Origin of the sequence: Pedobacter chinensis (genome assembly GCF_003339865.1) — a bacterium.
Classification (GTDB): Bacteria; Bacteroidota; Bacteroidia; order Sphingobacteriales; family Sphingobacteriaceae; genus Pedobacter; species Pedobacter chinensis.
This window is the reverse complement of record NZ_QPKV01000001.1, coordinates 199645-220693: the sequence shown is the minus strand read 5'-3', so window position 1 is coordinate 220693 and position 21049 is coordinate 199645. Positions and strand designations below refer to the sequence as shown.

Here is a 21049-nt window from a genome sequence, read left to right as displayed (position 1 = left end):
CCGCTGCAATAATCAAAAGTACTATACCATTAAATATTTTTTTTTGATATCAGATTTACTTCATCTAATAAAATGAAACTATTCTGTTTTTTATAGGAAAGCCAGGAAAGCAGAGCGGGATAAATAACCAATTTATCAGTAATTCAAACTAAAAATGGTTGACTATAAATATCGTTAAGAGTGCCAATGAAGAGTCATAATCCTTTACCCTCATTCTTAAACGGCTATAAGCACTTTGAAGCTGATTTTTGATGGTTTGTTCTGACAACGATAAGTCATCGGCAATTTCTTTTATGGAAAGGTCATCTTCTTTTTTCAGAATGTAAATTTCCCTCATGCGGGGCGGCATCCGCTCAATTTCTAGATCGATGATCCTTTTAAGTTCTTTTTCGAGAAGAATGTTTTGAGAATGAATATCAGAAGATATTTCTTTCGCGGTTACATTTATGGCATAACGTAACCTAACCTCATCTTTCTCATACAGTTTTAAAATCTTATTTCTTAAAATAGCATATAAATAAGCTAGTACACTTTTTTCGGCGTCCAGTAGTTCAATTTTATCCCAAAGGGAAATAAAAACATCCTGAACCAGATCCTGAGCAATATCATCAGAATAGATTTTTTTACAAGCTTGTTTGTAAAGTGTTTCCCAATAGGCATCAAAAACAAGTTGAAAAGCCTTATTCTTATCCGATTTTACTAAAAGAAAAAAATTACTTTCTAATTCTTTATACATATCGATCTACATCAATGAGATAAATAATACACATAGTATAACTAAGGATCGGAAAAAAAACTGAAATGACTCGATTAAGTTTGTTATCCTGCTCAAAATAACTGCATCATCATTAACCTATTGTGAACTTAATAAAAACATTTGCCTTTTAACAATAACATTTCACGGTTTAAATTAAAGAGGATGTCCAAAAACCTCGTTCAGCCAAAGCCAGCAAGGGAATGGCGGATCGACTTTTCGGACAAGCTCTTTTTATATTCATTTGGTAGTTGTAATTCTTGATTTAATAATCGTCGTTCAAAGCAAAAACTGGTTTTCTGCTCATCCATTTTCCTCCGGTAAAATCCGGAAAATCAATGGTTTCATTACCCATTTCTATAGATTGCTCACTTAATGGCGTAATTGCACTCCATGATGCCGCATCGTAAACATCAAGAGGTGTTGGCAGGTTACGTTTTGCTGACTCAATGAAAGCGTGGATCACGAAAAAGTCCATGCCTCCATGTCCTGCGCCCTGTGCATCATTACCATATTTTTTCCAAAGTGGATGGTCATATTTTTCTAACCACTCTTTAGCATTATCCCATGTATGAGGTTTGCTCACACCCTCTACATAAATACTTTTATTTACATCCATCCATAAACCTTTGGTACCCTGAACACGAAAACCTAAAGAATATGGTCTGGGTAAATTGGTATCATGTTGCAAGATAATCGTTTCGCCATTTGCACAGTTAATGGTTGTGGTTACAATATCCCCTAATCTGAAATTTATTTTAGCATTTGGATGATCAGCGCCACCTTTTTCTACAATATAATTGTGCAAACCACGGGATTTGGTAGCAAATGAATTTAATTTTAAAAATCTGTTTCCACGGTTAATATCAATACACTGTGCTACCGGGCCAATGCCATGAGTTGGATATAAGTCGCCATTGCGGTAAACTGAATGATTGGTTCTCCATCTTGCCTCAGAAAAACCTTTTTCGCCAAATTCAACTCCGTGGCCATAAGCATTTACTCCATCATTGAATTTAACCTCTCTTAAATCATGTTGATATCCCCCCTGAAGATGTAATATTTCTCCGAAAACACCCTGACGAACCATGTTTAAAGCAGCAAGTACATCTCTGCGGTAACAAACATTCTCCAACATCATTACATGTGCATTGCTTTTTTCTGCTGCATGAACAACATCCCAATGGTCTTGTAAGTTGATTCCCAACATTACCTCCGTGCCTACGTATTTAATACCCGCATCAATAGCACCCAAAATCATTGGTTTGTGCAATTCCCATGGGGTTGCAATAACAACAGCCTTAATTCCTTTGATTTCAAGCATTTTTTTCCACGCATCATCATCTCCGGTAAAAATTTTCGGCATGGGTTTACCACTTTTTGCAATAATTGCCTTGCTCATCTTTAACATTCTCTCATCTATATCGCAAATAGCAACTAAGTCTACATCTTTTCTTTTTAAAAGTAAATCGAGGTGGTTTTGTCCTCTTAATCCAACTCCAATCATCACTACCTTAATTTTATCTTCAGCAGTTGAAGCAAAGATGGATTGATCTGGAATGGTTGCAAAAGCTGCTGTTGTTAATCCGGCATTTCTTACAAATTGTCTTCTGTTCATAAAGTTTTGTTGTTGATTTCCTTGTGTTTTGTTTGGCTATCATGGTTAATGATTCTCGAATGTATTGATATTTATATTCGGAATAAAAGAAATGAAGCAAAAAAAACAACGCAAACGTTTGATTAATTTCGTATTATTACAACTCGAAGAAATAATGTAGTTTAGCAGTTACAATGCAATCGAAACCGACAACAATAAAGGAAATCGCCAGAATTTTAAATATTTCTCCCTCTAGTGTATCGAGGGGATTACATGACCATCCCAGTATTGGAGCCGTTACGAGAGAGAAAATTAAACAACTGGCAAAGTCACTTAATTACGAACCTAATAATGCCGCAATTCTGTTCCAGAAAGGCAAAACCTATACTATTGGTGTAATTTTACCCGAACTTTCGGAACATTTTTTTTCAACTGCAATTTCAGCCATTGAAGATGAGGCATTAAAGAAAAATTATACTGTAATTTTTGCACAGTCTCATGATGATTATGAGCAGGAAGTAAAACTGGTTGAAAAAATGAAAAATCAACGTGTTGATGGCTTATTGGTTTCCATCAGTAAAGACACTTGTAAATTTGATCATTTTGAGAAATTAAATTCGTTTAATATTCCGGTAGTGTTTTTCGATCGCATTCCTCCTTTTAAAAATGTGCACTACGTTGCTTGCAGTTTAGAAAGTGCAACTGTAAAAGCGGTAAACTATCTGTTAAAAAAAGGGCATAGAAGTATTGGAATGATCAATGGTCCTACCACATTATATGCCAGCGATGAGCGTAAAGAAGGTTATATGCAGGCCATCACATTCAACAGACTAAAATTTGACCCTTCACTTATTGTTAATTGCGATTTAACCGAAAAAGGTACAATTGAAGCTGCAAACCAGTTTTTAAATCATAAAAGAAAACCTACTGCCATTGTTGCTTTTAATGATTATGTAGCACTTTTCTTAATCAAATATTTTAAACAATTAAACGTGATCAATGATTTTGATGTGGTAAGCTATGCTAATTTACCCATTATTAGTTATTTAGATCATTCTCCCGTTGCATCTGTTGAGCAGTACCCATATCTTCAGGGCCAAAAGGCAGCAAACATACTTTTAGATTTAATTGCCAGCCCCAATTCTGAAAATCAAGCGTTTTATAACACCATTGTTGAATCAGATTTAGTAGTTAACGAAGTAAAAGAATAATTCAATCAAACGTTTGCGTTGAGTTTTTTAGTTTTTATTCAAACTTCCTGGAAGAATATTGTAGCGCTTTTTAAAGGCTGTAATAAAGTGTTGTGCATTTTTATATCCGACCAGAAAAGATACTTCGCTAACTGATTTTTTCTCATTTGCTAAATAATGGTATGCTTTTTCCATCCTTATTTTATAGAGATAGCCAAAAACAGTACAACCGGTTAATTCCTTAAAACCTTTCTTCAACTTATAATCATTTATGCCAGCTTTTCTGGATAGTTCAATTAAAGAATTAGGCTTTTGCAAATTACTCTCCACAATCTGCCTGGCTAACTGAATTTTATCGACATCATCTTTCTTTAGTGAAAAATTATCTCTACCGCTTTTCTGATTGATATAAAAAATTATCAGCTCAAAAATTTTTGCCTCAATGAATAAACGCTTAACCCGCCCGGTGTGCTGATGGTTGAGCAAGGCTTGCAATATCAACGCCAATTCAGGAGCGATATTTTTTTTGTTGCAGGAACCATCACTTTTAAATTCAGAGTTAGCTATTTTACTATAGTAAGGTTTAGTTAATTGAATATAAATATAACGTGTTTTGCCTGCAGAATTAAAAACCACATGATTTAATTGTCCGACTGTAATACTTTGCTGATTTTTTTCAATCGACAGAAAATGATCAAGCTTATTTCTACAATAATAGTTTAAGCTACCGTCCAAACAATATAAAAAAGTAATGTTTTGCTGTGATAACTCAAATAAAAAATCAATGTCTTTAACAGATTCAATCTCTGTAATACTGATGTGGATCCCCTCAAACCATTTTTCCTTTAACCTGATTTGATAAGTTTCTCCGATAAATTCCTTTTCACACTCATCAATATCTTTCTTTCCATCAAAATTATGAGGATACGTGTTCGTATACACAACCTTACCAGTAGCATGTTCTGACAGTTTAACTTCCATTTTATTTAATCCGTATTACGGCATTAATTATCCGTTTGGCGTTATCTTATTTTTATGATTATGCACAAATTTGCACAATTATTTATAATTAGTCTAAATAAATGAAGATATATTTATCACTTGCCTTATCATTAAGTGTGTTTGTAACTGTGGCTCAAGAAATTAAAATTGACACCGCTAAGGCAAATGATTTAAAAGATGTGGTGGTTACCGGCCAATATGGGCCACAAACTTTAAGAAATTCGGTCTACAATGTGAGAACAATCAGCGCTGAAAGAATCAGGTTGCGTGGAGCCGTAAATGTTCAGCAGGTTTTAAATACAGAATTGGGTTTCAGGTTCAGTAATGATTTAACCCTTGGCACTACTGATGTTTCATTAATGGGAATGACAGGAAGAAATATTAAAATATTACTTGATGGCGTACCAATGGTTGATCGCTCAGATACACGGGAAAGTTTAGGTCAAATTGATATTAACACCATCGATAGAATTGAGATTGTCGAAGGGCCAATGTCAGTGGTTTACGGTACGGATGCCTTAGCAGGTGTAATTAATATTATTACGAAAAATGCAGGAAAATCACTTTTGAACGTTACTGCGCGTGTACAAGAAGAAACTGCCGGAGAAGAATACAAGGCGTTTTCTAATAAAGGAAATCATATACAAAATGTTGGTGTGAGTTGGCAAAACAATGGCTGGAGTGCAATGATTGGCACTACACATAATGATTTTGCCGGCTGGAATATTAAGCCAAGTACCACATCAAGAGATATTGTTGATCAAGATTTAGCAAGCGGAAATCGTTGGAAACCAAAAGAACAATGGCTTGCCAATACTAAAATTGGCTACAGAAATGAAAATTTCAATATCTGGTATAGATTGGATGGTTTACAGGAAGAGATTATCAGTCGTGGAGGTATGAACCCGTTAAACTACATTGCAGAATGGCAAACTTATAAAACACTGAGATATACCAACCAATTGCAATCTGAATGGCGATTACACCCTTCACTACAGCTTACTGCAATTGCCGGATATTCTGATTTGAAAAGATTAACGCGAACAATCAATCATAATTTTAGCACTGGTGTTGATGTTTTGAGCACAGAACAAGGCAAACAAGATACAGCTAAGTTTAACTCAACAATATTTAGAACCACATTACAATATCAACTTAGTTCAAAAGTTTCATTTCAACCAGGATTTGAGTACAATAGAGATGCAGCAAGTGGCCAAAGAATTAAAGGATCACCAGTAATTAATGATTACGCATTTTTCATCTCATCCGAAATTAAACCAATTAACGGAATCAATATCAGACCGGGGTTAAGATTTATCAAAAATTCAATCTATCCAGCTCCGCCAATTATTCCATCATTAAACACTAAGTTTGGTTTAAGCGAGAATTTTGATTTGAGGTTAGCTTACGCAAGAGGATTTAGATCTCCGGCTTTGCGTGAATTATATTACGATTTTGTTGATGCAAGTCACAATATTATTGGCAATCCAAATCTTAAAGCAGAAGAATCAAATAGTTTCAATGGTTCACTAACATGGGCAGGTTTAAATATCAACAGTTTACAAATCCGCTCAACCTTTGCTGCTTTTTATAATCTGTTTAAAAACCGAATAACTTTTGCGCAATCAACACAAGATGCCACCATGACAACACTATTTAATGTGTTAAGGTATAAAACTACAGGCTTCACTTTAGATAATACGATCATTTATAAAAACTTAAATGCAACTATTGGGGCTTCTTATATTGGTCGTTACAATGATCAGCTAGAGCATAATCCGGATTTAGCAATTCCTGAATTTGCATGGTCGCCAGAAATTACTGCAACTATTCTTTACAATTTTACAAAAGTTAAAGGAAATATAAGCTTGTTTTACAAATACTCTGGTAAAGTACCAAGTTACCAAAACAGTGGAACAAGCGCCGCAGATTACAGACTAGTTGAAATTGGGGATTTTAGCTTAGCTGATTTAATGCTAAATAAAAGCATTTATAATTACTTTACTATTAATGCGGGGGTAAAAAACATTTTTAACGTAACTCAATTAAGTAATACTTCCACAGCATCGGGGGGCGCACATAGCACAGGTGGAGGTACTGTTCCCTATAGTTACGGTCGCTCTTATGTGCTTGGTATGACTTTTAACTGGAATAAATAATTTTTAAACACAAAATAAAAACATGAACAAACTTAATTCAATGATCGCAATCGCTGCTTTGGCGATAACTTTTACAGCTTGTAAAAAAAACACTGAAGAGCCTATTATTGTCGTTCCACCTTCTGATGGTTCCACAATTACCTTAAGCGGTAAAACTGCTGAGTCAAATTATGCAAATATCGCTTATGTGGATTTAAGTACGGATAAATCAACTGCGGTAGATAGAAAGAGTTTCAATATCGGTTTAACATCCGATAGCAGATTTAGGGCTGTGCTTAATGCCTCTTATCAAACTACAGCGGTTGCAACTTCTAAAACTGATATTAATGTGGTTACTGTTGCTGATCCTGGTACAACTACAGAACTTAATCACAATATTAGTGATCCACTTACTGCTTCATTAGTTGATAGTTGGGATGGCGACATCACTAAAACAGTGTTTGCTGAAGTTAGTGCTACAGATACCGAAAACAAGGTTTACTTAATCAGTTTCGAAGGAAGTAAAGACAAAGATAAATGGTTTAAGGTTAAAATATCCCGCAATGGTACAGGATACAAATTACAGTATGCAAGACTTGGCGAAACAATTATTAAAACTTTAGATATAGCCAAAAACGCAGACTATAATCTTGTTTTTGTTTCATTAGAGAACAACAAGACCGTTAATGCTGAACCTAAGAAATTAGAATGGGATCTTTCCTGGAGTTATAGTACTTACAATTCTGGTTTAGGCTCTCCATATTGGTTCCAGGATTTTATTTCAATAAATTATTTAGCTGGAGTTTCTGCTGCTCAGATTGAAGAAACAGGCACGCTGACTTATTCATCATTTGCCGAAAGCAATATCTCCGGCTTAACTTTCCTTACCACCAGAGATGCTATTGGAGATAAATGGAGAGTAACAACAGGTACAGGAATTAGAACCAATCGTTTCTACATTTTGAAAGACAGTGCTGGGAATTATTATAAACTAAGATTTGTTAGTATGGGCGTTGGAAACGATGGCGGCGAACGTGGCAAACCAGTAATTGAATACAAATTAGTTAAAAAGGGATAAGATTTAAATCTTCCTCAAATTTTAAAAATATGTTTTGTTAGTTGGATAGATGCTCCCCGCGATGGGGAGCTTTATCTTTTTATAGTTTTTTTTAGAGTTTTTATTGGTCTTAACAATCTTGCTGAACTCGTTTTACAAGTGTAAGTATTAAAGTATTATGCTCAACTCCGATGTTATTAAGTTAAGGGAAACTTACTTGTTGTGAACTGAAGCGGGGACTTGTGGAGTGGAGTGAGGCAATATTTCCAAATGTTGCAAATTGACTACAGCGAAAAAGATTACTTCGTCGTTCCTCCTCGCAATGACGGGATCTAAGTGGCTGAACTTCGACTGTTTTAAAATACTCGTCATTGCGAACTGAAGCAGGGATTTGTGAGGTGGAGTGAAGCAATCTTTCCAAATGCAACTACGATAGCAAAACAGATCACCTAGTCGCTACGCTCCTCGTATGATGAATTTATTTTACAAGTGTAAATATTGATTTTTAAAAAGGTCTTGTAGCTACTTCATGGTCAGCATCTCTCCTGTTATGCGTTCATGTCATTAAGGTCCTGAAATAAACGGCGCAGCCCCCTTGAATACCAATAAAAACTTAAAAACAAATGAAAAATTCAGGATCACGATGAATCAAATTTAATCGCAATTTATTCCTCTATCTTAACCATCGCTTTAATTACGCCATTACCCGGGTTTAACCAGCTTTCAAATTCATCTTTTACATCTTCGAATTTTACCTGATGCGTGATGTAATTTGTTGGGTTAACCAGGCCGGCTTTCATAGATTTAATTACGTGTTCAAAATCTTCAATAGTGGCATTTCTGCTACTCATTAATGTAGATTCCCTTTTATGAAATTCAGGATGATTAAAGATTAAATCGCCTTTTTGAAGCCCTATCAATACAAATCTGGCCCCATGCGCCATATAGTTAATGGCATTATTAATTGCTTTTTGATTTCCTGTTGCATCGATCACAACCGTTGGCATATCGCCGCTGGTAATATCACTTAGTTGCTGCGTTACATCATGCGAAAGCGCATTAACCACATGAGCAACTTTCAATTGATCCTTACAAAAAGCCAGGCGATCTTCATTAATATCCAGAACGATCACATTTGCACCTGCAATTCGTGCAAATTCCATGGTTCCCAAACCAATTGGTCCGGCGCCAATAACGAGCACAAATTCGCCCGGCTGAACATTCGCCCGGCGAACACCATGCGCACCGATAGCTAAAGGTTCAACCAAAGCCAGTTCATTATAACTCAATCCTTCACCATGCAAAAGTGTTCTTGAAGGAACCTGTAAATATTCTCGCATGCCTCCATCAACATGTACCCCGCAAACCTGCATTTTCACACAGCAATTCGGCTTGTTCATTCGGCAAGCAATACATTCTCCACAATTGAAATATGGGATAAAAGTAACAGCCTCTCCTATCTTAAATCCTTCTGCTCCATCAACCTCTGCCAATTCTCCCGAAAGCTCATGACCTAAAACTCTTGGATAATTGAAAAAGGGTTGCGTACCTTCAAAAGCATGCAAATCAGTTCCACAGATACCAATTCTTTTTATTTTGATGACGGCGTGGTTCTTTTTAAGTTCAGGCTTTTCTGTTTCTGAATACTCAAAAGTTCCAGGTGTTGTGCAGGTAAGGGTTTTCATTAAAGTAATGGTTAATTGTATAAATTGATGAATCGGTTAACTGTGATTTGCAAACTGCTGAATAAAAATAAAGAGTAGTAATGGTTAATTGTATAAACTGGTTAATCGGTTAACTGTGATTTGCAGACTGTTAATGAATAAAGAATAATCATGGTTAATTGTATAAATTGGTTAATTGGTTAACTGTGACTTGCAAACTGCTGAATAAAGAATAATCATGGTTAATTGTATAAACTGGTTAATCGGTTAACTGTGATTTGCAGACTGTTAATGAACAAAGGGTAATAATGGTTAATTGTATAAATTGGTTAATTGGTTAACTGTGATTTGCAGACTGTTAATGAATAAAGAATAATCATGGTTAATTGTATAAACTGGTTAATTGGTTAACTGTGATTTGAAGACTGCTGAATAAAGAATAATCATGGTTAATTGTATAAACTGGTTAATTGGTTAACTGTGATTTGCAAACTGCTAAATGTTAACTGCAAACTGCTAACTGTAAACTGTTAACTTAAAACTGACTAAGCGTTTGCCAAAGCCCTATCGAGATGAACGTAACCACCATCTACATGAATAATCTGCCCCGTGGTATGGCTCGATTTACCAGACATTAAAAAGGCTGTCATGTTCGCGATTTCTTCTGCAGTTGTCATTCTGTTTTCTAATGGAATTTTAGAAGTGATTTCGTCTAATTTAGCCTGAGCATCGGGCAATGTTTCAATCCACGTTTCGTAAGCTGGTGTCCAGCATTCGGCCACTACAACCGCATTTACACGGATTCCATATTTCAGCAACTCAACAGCCCACTCGCGGGTTAAGGCATTTCTTCCTCCATTTGCAGCTGCATAAGCAGATGTGTTACCTTGTCCCGTTTCGGCAGTTTTTGAGGTAATGTTTACAATCGCACCTTTGCTTTTAATTAATTCAGGCAAAGCATGGTGTGCCATTAAATAGTAATGAACTACATTTTTGTGCAGTGAAGCCATGAAATCTTTGTAGTTTCCGCTTTCTAAACCTACGCCATCATTAACACCAGCGTTATTGACCAGGCCGTCAATTCTCCCAAATTTTTCAACAATAGCAGCAACTACTTTTTCACATTCATCAGGGTTTGATAGTTCAGCTACAAAGTGAGCTGCCGTCCCGCCATTTTCTGTAATTGCCTCAACAACTTTTTGGTTATCTTCTGCTTTTCTGCCAACAATTACTGCTATTGCATTTTCTTTTGCAAAAACTTCTGCAATACTGCGACCAATGCCTTTTGCTGCACCTGTGATCACAATAACTTTTTCTTCTAATTGTAAATCCATATTTTTTTAATTATTATAACTCATCGTCAACTGAATTTTCATTTGTTTTAGGTTTTTATTGATATTCAAGAGGGCTGCGCCGTTTATTTCATGGTCAAATATCAAAAGATGCTGATCATGAAGTAGCTACAAGACCTTTTTAAAATCAATATTTATACTTGTAAAATAAATTTACTTCGTAGCTTTCCGCTTTGCGACAAGTCAGCATGACGATAGGGTTAGGCAACTTGTCTGATACATTCACTCATTCAAAAATCAATCATTCAATCATTTTATTAATTATATCTACCTTTCTTGATTCAGGCAGCACTTTTAAATTCGTCAGTTTTCCATTCTTTAAAGTTCCCTCAACTGTAGTTTGGTATGGTCCATGAAGTTTGAAATGAACGTCCCAGTTTTTTGGCCATGCAGGGAACAGATAAATCTTTTTACCATCAACCTGCATCAGCATTTCCTGCAAACCAATCATGCCCGATCCGCCCCAGTTATGATCTGGTGTCCAATCGAAACCAGGCCCCCAAAATGCGGGGAATCTTCTTTCTGAATCTTGCAGCTTGAGTGTTGTTAATCTTGCTGCATCTTCCACTAAACCTAACCTTGCCGCAAAAATATTATCTTGTTTCCAACCCACATGACTACGGAACTTTAACACATCTGTATCATACCTGAAAGTATTAATCGCAGTGTCTAACCCAGGTTTTCCAATACCATAAATGCCCCATGGATAAACAGGATACAACTGCGGACTTTCCGTATTGTTAATTCGTTCCCAAAGTTTTGCAGGAGCAATTGTCGCATGCCCATCGAATTGCCTGAAATTTATCGGAGGAATGGTTTTTAGCATTTCCTTCCAATCGTATTTTTGCTTTTCAGATAAAGCAGGGTATTCAATTAGTCGTTCCAAAACCGTTTTTAAAGCAACAATTGTCGAAGTTGAATTGTAAGCCATTTTATAGGTTTCAGCTCCAGAACCGGGATACAAAACCAAATGACCATTAGCATCTAAAACCTTTGTGCCCCTTTGCTTTGCCAAATAAGTATAATGTTCCTTGAAAAAGGCAAGCGAACTTTCAATCAACGGAACATATTTTTCAATGTTTGTATCATTGTATCGTTCGCTTTCCAAAATCATCATACAGAATTCTAAAACTGTATCCCATTCGTATTCAAGCCAGGCATTGTATTCCATTCCCTGATTAAAATCAATGGGACGTTTCCATCCATATTCAGCAGGATTTGGCAAACCAAAATTCTCCAATTGCTCCGTGAAACTTGCACCTTTATGTCCCCAGGCAGATTCCGTTCTGATTTCTGCATTTTTTAATAGATTTAAATAGAAATCAAACTGCGGTTTCATCATATCGAAGTCACCACTTTTTAGCATTGGCCAATAAACTAAGCGTTGGTTTTGCGCTGTATGCGTTCCTCCTCCCCAGTTTCTAAAATCAGGAGTATATTTTAAAGTGGTATCTGTTAGCTGAGGGTCGAAAGTAAACAAACCTCCGTTAAACTTTGTAGGATATTTGCCAAAGGCATTACAACCCAACATATACCTAAACAATTGATAGTTTTTAGCAGATTGATTAGCAGTTTCATCTTTCGAATTGATGTAAATAAAACTCTTTTTCCAGTAGTTGTTCCACCATTTTATACTGACTTGCTGGTCATTTTTATTTTTTATGGCACTTAAATTCTTCTTCCAATCTTGAATTGATTCAGTTTTTGAAGTGTTTAATGTGATATTGATTTTGAGAGACTTTAACGGTCTTTTACTTTTTAACTTCCAACCTTGAAACGGTGTACCAAGATATGTTCCGTTATAATACCCAGCCGGAATCATACTGTCACCTTGCATCGAACCACCAAAAATCAGGTTTTTTAAAGGATTGAATAATTCTGATTTTCTATCTTCCAATCCTTGTTGTTTCACTGTTACATCAAATATAGTTTCTGGTTTATTCTGATGGAAAAACTCAATACTGCTGTTTTTAAAAGCGATTTCATCTTTCAGGGTTTTTACAACGCCCTGAGTCGCCCATTTATAGGAATTCTGGTTGTTTTCCTTGCCTTTGGTAATCCGATCTTCAAAACGCCAGCTTTCATAGCTCGCCTCCGTTGTGATATTTTGATTTGATTTAACATCTAAATGAATTACAGGATTAAAAACATCAACCCAAATCCTGATTTGCGCATTTAGTTTACCATTTGAGCCTGAAATCCGGGCATAACCATCTTTTAAAACCAGTTCTTGCTTAAAGGTTTTTCCTTCAAAAGGATTCGGACTCAATTTCAGTTTTACGCGACCGAGTTTAAGCAAAGTGTTGTTTTCATCAAAGGTTCCACTGCGGGATAAGTAAAAGTAAACTTCGCCATTTTCAACCCAGAGATTCAGGCCGATATCTCCACCACCGACAGGCATTGATTCTGAAGAATTACGGCTTTGGGAAGTCCAGATAATACTTTCCTGTGCTTTCCCAGTTGTAATGAACCACAAAGACACGAAGAACAAAAGGAAAAGGTTCGGCCACCTTAAACACCTCAGAACACCTGAGAAAGCGTTTTTAATTTTCAGCATTACTGATGATTTTACCCATACAAGATGCATAAGAATATTTAAATTCTTAGCCACAATATATTGGGTACTTTGTGTCTTAGTGGTTAAAATCATTATTTAACTTTGATAGCGCTTAAAAAATCATCTGCTTACTGGTAACCACACCGACATTTCAGAGTGTCCTCTGTTTCCCCAGGCGAAATATGGCACCAGTTTTATTTCTGTTTCTGTATTTTGATTATCAATTGGCCTGTACAAAACATTTTTCCAATTTTTAGGTTCAACTATTTTTGCATTTCCAATCAAACTCATCATTTCTGCTCCATCAATATTTATTGGTTCTGCCTCAAACTTTGTTGCTATTGGAATAAAAGCATTGAAGATACTTTTACCTGGCAAATCAGTTGATTCCAGGCAGTAAACAATTGGCCCGCGTTTAACGGCAACCTGATTTCTGTTTTCTTCAACCAATGGGTTTGCCTCGATCAAAAGCGCATCCATCGGAAGATTTAACTCAACAACATCATTCTTTTTCCAAATACGATTAATTTCTGCATATGTTCCGGCGATGGCTTTAACATTTTCGATTTTTCCGTTGATGCTGATTTGGGCATCATGTGTCCAACCTGGTATCCTTAAAAACAAAGAGTATGCTTTATTTGCAGTTTCTTTGATATTGATTTTGATCTTTCCGTTCCAGGGATAATTGGTTTCTTCAGCAAGAGAAACTTTAGTTCCGTCAGTTAATTTTGTACTTAAGTTATTCCCACCATATAAATTGATCCATAAACCTTTATCTGAAATACAGTAAGCATAATTACTCACTTCGGCAATCGTTCTAACCACGTTTGGAGGGCAACAATTTGACAAGCTGATGTAAGCTACTCTATCTTTCGACCAGCGCTGTTTAAACGGTAAATTATCAGACTGCGCCAAAGGATTGGTATATAAAAAGTTTTTTCCATCCAAACTGATACCAGATAACACACTATTGTGCAGCGCGAGCTCCATTACATCAGCATATTTTGCATCGCCAGTAATTTGTAGCATCCTCCAGTTCCAAAGTACATTTCCAATGTTGGCGCAAGTTTCATTATGCGCTGTGAAATTTGGTAATTGATAATCACGACCGAAAGCCTGATGTATTTTTTGAACATCAGCAGGATTGTAAGAAGTACCATCGGGCGAAGTTCCATCATAAAGTGAACCACAACCTCCTGTAATGTACATTTTGTGTTGATTTACGTCATCCCACATTAAATTTAAAGTATTCAACAACGAATCTTTTCCAGTTTCTGCATACAAATCCGCCACGCCAGCATACAAATAATTTGCCCTGACTGCATGTCCCATTGCTTTGGTTTGCAGTAAAAAAGGGATTCTATCCTGATTATCGTCTGTTCCGTCGTCAATTTTACCTTTAATGGCAATTAAATGTTTGGCGAGTTCCAAATAGCGGGGATCTTTTGTGGTACGATACATTTCTACCACACCCATATAATGCGACGGACAAATGGCGTTTCTGGCTAAAGTTGGCGATGCCGATTTATAGAAATGGTATAAGTAATCTGTGGCCTTTTTTGCGATGTTGAGCAAAGTGGTTTTACCAGTTGCCCGGTAATGAATGCAACCAGCCGTCATTAAATGGCCAATGTTGTATGATTCAAAACTCAACCTGTCCTGAAACTGATTTTTAGTACCCGTTTTACGCTGATCAATCATGGCTTTGGTATAAATATAACCATCTTCCCGCTGCGATTTGCCAATTACCTGAATAGCTTTATCCATCATTTCATTCAACTTGGGGTTTTTGGTTGATGCATACAAACTCGCGACAGCCTCTAAGGTTTTGTAATAATCTCCGTCATGAAAAGATGGTCCTGAGTGCGAACCTGTATCCAAACCAGCTGCAATTTCGAAGTTTTTAAAAGCATGACTGATTTTCGGATCGTTGTAAATTGCCCACATATTTGGAACCATGGTTTCGGTTGCTACTTTAAACCGGTCTGCCCAAAAACCTTTTGTCCAGGTTACATCTGCCATGTTGATGCTACGTAACTTCGTGTAAGGCGAATTAGAAGTGTTAACCAAAGCTTTATCCTGGGCATTTATGCAGAGCGAAATCACAGATAAAACTATAAACAAATTAATTTTTAATGCATTCATATCTTATTTCTCCTCCACTTGAATAACCACTGGTCCTAATAATCCAGCAGGACTTAAAGGCTTCCCTTCCAAGCGGAAAGGCGCAGTCGTTTTAGTAATTCTTTTATTTTCAGGCAATTTACTGTCGCCAATTAAACGGTTAGCCCAGGTATTAGTAACTTCTATTATGATTTGGTTTTTACCTTTTTTAATAGCTTTACTAATTTCCAGGCGATGGGGAGCAGTCCATAATGTACCGAAGTTTATACCATTGATTTCTACTTCTGCAATACTTGAAAATGCACCTAAATCAATCCAGATTTTACCATCAGGATTGCCATTAAAAATGAAGTCTTTAGTGTAAACCGCAGTTCCTGAGTAGTATTTAACTAAACTGTCGGCATTTTGGGTCCAGTCGGTTAAATTAGCAAAACCAACTGGTTTTGATGGCCCGGCATAAGTCGGATCAAATTTCGCCTGCCATGATTTAGAAATATCCTGAATAGTCTTAAAGCTCGACCAATTATTACCTTTAGTAACCTGAGTTTCATTAGTCTCTTTATCAAAGATGATGAATAAAGATTCGTTAGGTGCCATTCTTAATGAAAGCGCTGTTCTTCCATCTTTAATTATCCAATTCTTCAAAACAATCGTATCATTTGACACTGCATAATAAAGTTTAGGAATTTTATTATTAATCCTAAATGAAAAATTTAAATTTCTATATTTATTTACCTGATTTGAAATAAAATATATATCAGAATTTTCATCACTTCTATGAGAAAAAGTTACATTTTTGGCATGAGATATTGACGAATCATTTTGAGCAGAGATCTCCTCAATATTCAAATCTTTTTCTAAACCAATGCTTGTGAAATCATTACCTTCAAACGGAGCTCTAAAAACTTGTCCTGAACCAAGTTTCTTAACATAAATTGGTTTACCACCATTCTTAAACGAATCGAAATTTCCACCCCAAATCTCTTCAACTAAATCATTAAATTCTGATGATTTAATTTGCTTTAAACCAGACTGATATAATGGCCTATCTGCAACAATTACTTTAGCTCCATTTTTTATCAGGTCTCTTAGTTTTTTTACAGTTTCATAGCTGATGTATTCATGGTTCGGATTCATTTTCAGTTTCCCGGTAAATACCAATATTTTATACTTTGCGCCACTTTCGAAAACTACGTCACCGCCTTTAACCGTTGCTGTGGCTAATGCATCAGGATTAAAACTATCGTAAGCATAGCCCCGCAAAGGATTTACCCAATTTTCAGGGTCGGCCATGTTGGCTGAATGTGTTACGCCAGCAGGAATCTGCCTTAAAGGTTCATTAACATTTGCCAAACGTTTCTTTTCGGATTCCACTACATCCGCACCAAAAATCCCAGGAAGAGTTTCCACCAATCGATCGGGCAAAACTGAACGACGAGGTAATTCCTCCCCTGTGAACACCGTAATGTCCACTACAGGCTTACCTTGCTGCAATAAATTTTGAGTCCGCTCCGCATACGCTACCCAGGCTTTTCCTGCTTTCCACCAGGTTTGATCGCGTTGGAAATACAAACCGACACCATCCAGCGTCATCCCTGGCTTCCTGTCCACCCAGGGATTATGTGTAAAAACGTGATAGCTTAATTTGTTAATGCCAAGTGCATAATTTCTATCCTGCAAGGTCTTCATATTTGCCGGGCTTTCATTCCAATCCATTCGAACCGTGGTAAAAGCCTCTGCCTGAATGATATTTTTTCCATAGATATGCGCACCAGAAATAGCATCCAGCATATCGTTTGGTTTATCATGTGTAGGACTGTTCAACCAGAATTCGCCCATTGGCACATCAACGGTTTTATAATGCATCAAACCGTCGCTCATCATGGTTGGTGCAATGCTTTCAGCCGTAAAAGTTACGCCCTGCTCCTTTGCCAGATTTGCCAGCGTTTTATAAAACTGGTCTACCACCAATTCAGAAATGGTTTTTCTAACATCATAAAGGAAGCTTTCAGATGCTGATACACTTTCTACAGGCAAACCTGTCATGATGGGTAAATAAGGCGTTAAATCGTAACCTCTTCGCTTTAAAAACTCCGCTTTAAATACCGGCGACCAATTCTGACTGCCACATTCCCAACTATCCACGTGAAAAACATTTAAAACTTTCTTTGCAATTTCAGGTCCGCCGTGCTTTAAAGCTTCGCCATACCAATTGTTAAATTGAAGTTTTACCGCCTCAGGATTAAATTTATCACATTCAAGGCCCATTCCGCCACCCGCTGTTGCGTTGGTATGCCCCGTGGAAGTATGACCGATTCTTAAAATTGTCCAGTTTCCTTTTGGCGCTCTCCAATCCAAAGTTCCATCGGGCTTTAATTGATTGGTTAGGTTAATGATTTTATTTAAAGGAACACACAGGTTTTTGGCGATTTGCGCTTCTGTACTTCTTTTACTTATCCGCCAAACCGAACCGTTTTTACCTTCAAACTGATTAATCTGTGCCGCTGAGCTTAATTCGAGATTAACAAGCTTTAAAGATGGTTTCCACTTTGCTGCATCCAAATCTTCTGAACCTGGCTCCGAAGCTTTTTTATCATAAATAAACCTGAAAAACTTCGCCGTTGCAGGTACAATGGAATGGGTTACATCTTCATCAGTATCCTGCCAACCATGGCGAGGTGGCTCCAACCGGCCAATTGAACGAAAGTTTTTTCCATCATCACTAACTTCAATGGCTAAACGCTGTGCCTGGTAATTATTACCGCTAATTTTAATGGTTATTGTTCGGCAAGTGAAGGGTTTATCGAATTCATATTGAATATAGCATGGCTCGTTTGAACTAAAATTCCTCTTATTTCCAGGTTGAACCAAACCTGTTGCATCAGCACCATTGCTGGCAATGATTTTTGGAATAACGCTTCTTGTTGATATATTTTCGCCAACAGGTGTTGGATAAGCATAAACAGCAATATCTTTATAATAATTTTCTTTCTTTTCAGGTTGGGCTAACTTGATTTTAGTTATCGGATTTTTAACAACCAACTTTGACCAAACTACCTTTTGCATGGAAAGCTCAGGCGTGATCCAGGGCCCACCTGCCAAAGCAAAACCATCGCTAACATGCATTCCGAGTTTAAGATCCAATCGTTTAGCTTCACTCATGGCAAAACCAACCAATTCCCACCACTCTGGTGTAAGTTGAACCGCAGGAGGCGTATAAACAGGCATTTTATCCGGACCCTGAATGCTCATTAAATATGCACCAGCAATTCCATTCGATTTCATGGCTTCTAAATCGGCTGTGATACCCGCTTTTGAAACTGCACCCTTAACCCAATACCAAAATACCCAGGGCTTTGCATTTTCATTTTGTTGTGCAAAAGTAGGTTTTGCAAAGCAAAAGCTTGACAACAGAACAAATAATAGAATTTTACTAGACGTTGGCTTCATTTTTATAATTTATATCGCCATTGCTTCATGCATCACAATGACGAACTTATCCTATATTATTTATGAGCGATTTTATAACCCCGTAAGCCGAAATAAAGAATAAACAGGAAGCATACCAACGGAATGCTGTAACCAATTTGAATATTATCGCCATACATATCGATTAATGTTCCCATACCAAAAGGCAAAATGGCGCCGCCAACAATTGACATGATCAGCCATGAGGAACCTGGCTTAGTATCATCGCCGATTCCATCAATTCCCAATGCAAAAATGGTTGGAAACATGATAGACATGAAAAATCCAATAGCACCCAAGGCATAAACAACATAAGAACCTTGTCCTAAAATGGCAACCAGGCATAAAAGAATCGATACAACAGCATAAATTGCCAGCAATTTATTTGAGGCGATAAACTGCAAAAGGGCTGTTCCCGCAAAACGACCAGCCGTAAATAAAAATCCATAAACGGCTAAATACGATGCGGCTGTTTTCTCATCAAAACCACCACCCTGTTGTGCCATTCTGATGAAGAAACTGGTTACACAAACCTGTGCCCCCACGTAGAAAAATTGCGCTATAACTGCCCACCTCAAATGTTTGTGCCGCAATGAGCCAAAAAAACTTCCTTTTGCTTCGCCATCAATGCTTTTCGTTTTAATTTCAGGCAAATGAATAAAGTAAAATACAACTGCAATAATGAGTAAAACTATCCCCAATGTAATATATGGTGTTTTTACAGATGCAGCCTCTTCAAGGAAATAATTATTTCGGCTGACCTCTGTCATCGCTGCTAATTCCTCTTTGGTATGTGATTTTCCTGAAAGAATGAACAAGCCGCCAATCATTGGTGCAACCATTGCGGCTAAGCCATTAAAAGATGCCGCAAGATTTAATCTGCTTGTTGCTTTCGCCGGATCGCCCAATATTGCAGCATACGGATTTGCAGAGGTTTCAAGCATTGTTAACCCACAACCGATAATAAAAAGCGCAACCAGGAATGTGATGTATGAAAGATTATTTGCCGCAGGCACGAATAAAAATGCACCAAAAGCAAATGCCAGTAAGCCAGAAATCATTGTGGTTTTATAGCCCCATTTTTTCAAAATCATTCCCGCTGGGATAGCCATTAAAAAGTATGCAAAGAAAACCGAGGTATCAATTAAAGTAGATTGTCTGTTATTTAAATCACATGCCTTTTTTAAGTGTGGAATCAATACTGAATCCAGGTTATGTGCCATTCCCCAAAGGAAAAACAGGCTTACAACGAGGATAAAAGGCAATAAATACTTTTTCCCTGATGACGGATCGCCAGTTGTTATCATTTCTGTTTGTGTGTTGTGGTTCATTATATTTGGTTTTTATTTGGTTCAATGGTTCATTTGGTTCAATGGTTCATTTGGTTCAATGGTTCATCAGTCATTGGCTCATTGGTAATCATTAGTTCATTGGTCACTGGTCATTAAGTTTATTAGGCTGCGATTGCATTAGGCATTTTGACTAATGAACGAGTGGGCAAATGAACTAATGAACTTTTTTAACTACAAGAAGATGATCGCAAACGAGTACGATTTCTCCACGTTGGTTAATGATTTCTACATGTTCGGTTACAGTTCCGTATTCTGGTCTTTTACTCTCTCCTTTTTCAGATATAGTCACTTCAGAGTGAATGGTATCGCCAATGAAAACAGGTTTTACAAAACGCAGTTTATCATAACCTTTTGACATTGCTTCAGGATTAATTTCAGATGCGGTTAAACCGATACCGATGCTGAAAATCATGGTTCCATGAGCGATTCTTTGCTTAAAAGGTTGGGTTGCACACCACTCTGCATCCATGTGATGTGGAAAGAAATCACCTGTATGACCAGCGTGAACAACGAAATCGGTTTCTGTAATCGTGCGACCCAAGGTTACACGTTTATCCTGTAATTGATAATCTTCAAAAAATGTTGATTTGAAATACATTTTAATATTTTTATTTTTTTAGTTTACCAAGATTAAAAATCATGGATCATATTTATAAATTTTGCATGTGCACCCAACTTGGCCTACTTACTACATCTTCGTTTTACTAAAATCCGGCCTAACAAATTTTTCAGGGTGCAGTTTCAAGCCTAAGCAGAAACTTCAAAAGAAAAATTTTAAGCCGGGAGTTTTGTGT

Annotated in this window: 13 protein-coding genes; 3 read left to right on the top strand and 10 right to left on the bottom strand. The window is 36.9% G+C overall.

Going from position 1 to position 21049, the window contains the following annotated elements:
* Nucleotides 1-148: 148 nt before the first annotated feature.
* Both DU508_RS00885 and DU508_RS00880 read right to left on the bottom strand, forming a co-directional pair.
* Nucleotides 149-736, bottom strand: a complete 588-nt coding sequence (locus DU508_RS00885) for an RNA polymerase sigma factor (protein WP_115400960.1) — start codon at nt 734-736, stop codon at nt 149-151.
* A 283-nt stretch (nt 737-1019) separates the two neighbouring features.
* On the bottom strand, nt 1020-2372 hold the full coding sequence (locus DU508_RS00880; protein ID WP_115400959.1) for a Gfo/Idh/MocA family protein: 1353 nt from the start codon (nt 2370-2372) through the stop codon (nt 1020-1022).
* Nucleotides 2373-2545: 173 nt separating this feature from the next.
* Between DU508_RS00880 and DU508_RS00875 the strand changes: the two genes are divergently transcribed.
* Nucleotides 2546-3562 (top strand): LacI family DNA-binding transcriptional regulator, encoded by a 1017-nt coding sequence (locus DU508_RS00875; RefSeq protein ID WP_115400958.1) that lies wholly within the window; start codon nt 2546-2548, stop codon nt 3560-3562.
* A gap of 27 nt (nt 3563-3589) precedes the next feature.
* Here the strand turns inward: DU508_RS00875 and DU508_RS00870 are convergent, their stop codons facing one another.
* The gene (locus DU508_RS00870; protein WP_115400957.1) at nt 3590-4522 is read right to left on the bottom strand and encodes a helix-turn-helix domain-containing protein; all 933 of its coding nucleotides are present in this window, start codon (nt 4520-4522) and stop codon (nt 3590-3592) included.
* Between the two features lie 101 nt (nt 4523-4623).
* On the opposite strand from DU508_RS00870, the gene DU508_RS00865 reads away from it, so the two are divergent.
* Nucleotides 4624-6702, top strand: a complete 2079-nt coding sequence (locus DU508_RS00865) for a TonB-dependent receptor plug domain-containing protein (RefSeq protein ID WP_115400956.1) — start codon at nt 4624-4626, stop codon at nt 6700-6702.
* Nucleotides 6703-6724: 22 nt separating this feature from the next.
* A complete protein-coding gene (locus DU508_RS00860; protein WP_115400955.1) occupies nt 6725-7759 on the top strand; it encodes an HmuY family protein in 1035 nt (344 codons plus the stop codon).
* A gap of 644 nt (nt 7760-8403) precedes the next feature.
* Here the strand turns inward: DU508_RS00860 and DU508_RS00855 are convergent.
* The 7 genes from DU508_RS00855 to DU508_RS00825 all read right to left on the bottom strand — a co-directional run bounded on the left by DU508_RS00855 (nt 8404) and on the right by DU508_RS00825 (nt 20853).
* Nucleotides 8404-9423, bottom strand: coding sequence for a zinc-binding alcohol dehydrogenase family protein (locus tag DU508_RS00855; protein ID WP_115400954.1), 1020 nt, complete (start codon nt 9421-9423; stop codon nt 8404-8406).
* Between the two features lie 524 nt (nt 9424-9947).
* On the bottom strand, nt 9948-10736 hold the full coding sequence (locus DU508_RS00850; protein WP_115400953.1) for an L-fucose dehydrogenase: 789 nt from the start codon (nt 10734-10736) through the stop codon (nt 9948-9950).
* Between the two features lie 259 nt (nt 10737-10995).
* Complete coding sequence (locus DU508_RS00845; protein ID WP_233509369.1) at nt 10996-13404, bottom strand: DUF5703 domain-containing protein; 2409 nt, start codon at nt 13402-13404, stop codon at nt 10996-10998.
* 27 nt (nt 13405-13431) lie between these two features.
* The gene (locus DU508_RS00840) at nt 13432-15456 is read right to left on the bottom strand and encodes an aceric acid hydrolase (RefSeq protein WP_115400952.1); all 2025 of its coding nucleotides are present in this window, start codon (nt 15454-15456) and stop codon (nt 13432-13434) included.
* Between the two features lie 3 nt (nt 15457-15459).
* Entirely contained in the window at nt 15460-18885 is a 3426-nt protein-coding gene (locus DU508_RS00835; RefSeq protein ID WP_115400951.1) for a glycosyl hydrolase, read from the bottom strand.
* 56 nt (nt 18886-18941) lie between these two features.
* Nucleotides 18942-20234, bottom strand: a complete 1293-nt coding sequence (gene fucP, locus DU508_RS00830) for an L-fucose:H+ symporter permease (RefSeq protein WP_115400950.1) — start codon at nt 20232-20234, stop codon at nt 18942-18944.
* Between the two features lie 175 nt (nt 20235-20409).
* Entirely contained in the window at nt 20410-20853 is a 444-nt protein-coding gene (locus tag DU508_RS00825) for a MaoC/PaaZ C-terminal domain-containing protein (RefSeq protein ID WP_115400949.1), read from the bottom strand.
* Nucleotides 20854-21049 lie beyond the last annotated feature (196 nt).

Coding starts and splice junctions, on each gene's coding strand:
- DU508_RS00860 (WP_115400955.1), top strand. CDS start 6,725: ATGAACAAACTTAATTCAATGATCGCAATCGCTGCTTTGGCGATAACT.
- fucP (WP_115400950.1), bottom strand. CDS start 20,234: ATGAACCACAACACACAAACAGAAATGATAACAACTGGCGATCCGTCA.
- DU508_RS00870 (WP_115400957.1), bottom strand. CDS start 4,522: ATGGAAGTTAAACTGTCAGAACATGCTACTGGTAAGGTTGTGTATACG.
- DU508_RS00880 (WP_115400959.1), bottom strand. CDS start 2,372: ATGAACAGAAGACAATTTGTAAGAAATGCCGGATTAACAACAGCAGCT.
- DU508_RS00835 (WP_115400951.1), bottom strand. CDS start 18,885: ATGAAGCCAACGTCTAGTAAAATTCTATTATTTGTTCTGTTGTCAAGC.
- DU508_RS00850 (WP_115400953.1), bottom strand. CDS start 10,736: ATGGATTTACAATTAGAAGAAAAAGTTATTGTGATCACAGGTGCAGCA.
- DU508_RS00885 (WP_115400960.1), bottom strand. CDS start 736: ATGTATAAAGAATTAGAAAGTAATTTTTTTCTTTTAGTAAAATCGGAT.
- DU508_RS00855 (WP_115400954.1), bottom strand. CDS start 9,423: ATGAAAACCCTTACCTGCACAACACCTGGAACTTTTGAGTATTCAGAA.
- DU508_RS00875 (WP_115400958.1), top strand. CDS start 2,546: ATGCAATCGAAACCGACAACAATAAAGGAAATCGCCAGAATTTTAAAT.
- DU508_RS00825 (WP_115400949.1), bottom strand. CDS start 20,853: ATGTATTTCAAATCAACATTTTTTGAAGATTATCAATTACAGGATAAA.
- DU508_RS00865 (WP_115400956.1), top strand. CDS start 4,624: ATGAAGATATATTTATCACTTGCCTTATCATTAAGTGTGTTTGTAACT.
- DU508_RS00845 (WP_233509369.1), bottom strand. CDS start 13,404: ATGATTTTAACCACTAAGACACAAAGTACCCAATATATTGTGGCTAAG.
- DU508_RS00840 (WP_115400952.1), bottom strand. CDS start 15,456: ATGAATGCATTAAAAATTAATTTGTTTATAGTTTTATCTGTGATTTCG.